Source organism: Arenimonas donghaensis DSM 18148 = HO3-R19 (genome assembly GCF_000743535.1).
Lineage (GTDB): Bacteria > Pseudomonadota > Gammaproteobacteria > Xanthomonadales > Xanthomonadaceae > Arenimonas > Arenimonas donghaensis.
In genome coordinates, this window is record NZ_AVCJ01000031.1 from 1 (window position 1) to 1,149 (window position 1,149).

Here is a 1,149-nt window from a genome sequence, read left to right on the forward strand (position 1 = left end):
GGCGACGGAACACCGGCACCGCGATGACCGCGGCGACCAGGAAAACCAGCAACAGGCTCAGGAAACCACCGGGACCATGCATAGGCCAATTATGCACTCCGGGCAAGGCACTAACGATGTCATCGGCCATGTACCAAATGCGCTTAGCCGGATAGCGGCTGACCCGGCCCGGGATAGACTCGAGGTCGGAATCCCCAGGGAGAGTGTCGTGAGGACTGTTGTCGCGGTGACATTGCTGTTGATGGCTGGCGTGGTCCAGGCCGCGCAGCTGCAGCATTTTTCGGCATGGGCGCAGGGGCGGATCACCATCGGGTCCGACGGCCAGGTTGTTGATGTGCGTTTTGACAATGCCGAGTGGATGGACGACCGGGTGCGCGAGGGGTACGAGCAGAAGATTCGCGCCTGGCGGTTCGAGCCCATCATCGAGGGCGGCCAGCCGATAGCGGTAACGGCGAACATGCACCTGCGACTGGCGGCGGAGCGCGAGAATGGCGCGAGCAACGCCCGATTCATGATCGAGGAAGTGACCTTCCCGGATCCCGCAGCACAGACCCTGGAGCAGGCCCAGCTCGCGCAGGCAGACTTCAGCGTCAGGCCCCGCTTTCCGGGCCGCGCCGCCCGCAACGGCGTGGGTGCCATGGCATTCGTGGTTGCGCGCATGGGCCAGGCCGGTATTCCAGAGGCCGTGGGAATCGAGCGCATCGTATTGCGCGGCAGTCACCCCGGGGCTCACCAGGCCTATTACGCCAGGCTCTTCAGCGACGCGACGGTAAAGGCCGCCCAGTCATGGCGGTTCGGACACGCGAAGCCCGGTGAACTGGTGCGAGTACCGGTGAAGTTCATCCCGCCCCAGGCAACGCCGAGGCTGGGTTGGGAGCAGGTGTTCCCGGTAACTCAAGAGCTTCCTGAGTGGCTCGTCCTGGCCAGGGCCGCCAGCACGCCTGTGGCGGATCTGGCAGAAAACGGCAGCCGGGCCACCGCCCACCTGAAAATGCTCACGCCCGTGGACGGCTGAGTCTCCCGATTCCCGGTACCACGAAAAAGCCGGCCTTGCGGCCGGCTTCTTCTTTGCATGCCTCGGGACTGAAGTCCCTCCCACAGGAAGCCGCCAGGACGTCGTCCGGGTCGGGGACCAGCGACAGCCCGTCC

General features: G+C 65.2%; 1 protein-coding gene. It reads left to right on the plus strand.

Annotated features, from left to right (window positions below):
* Positions 1–208 precede the first annotated feature (208 nt).
* The gene (locus tag N788_RS10160; protein WP_034224654.1) at positions 209–1,015 is read left to right on the plus strand and encodes a hypothetical protein; all 807 of its coding nucleotides are present in this window, start codon (positions 209–211) and stop codon (positions 1,013–1,015) included.
* Positions 1,016–1,149 lie beyond the last annotated feature (134 nt).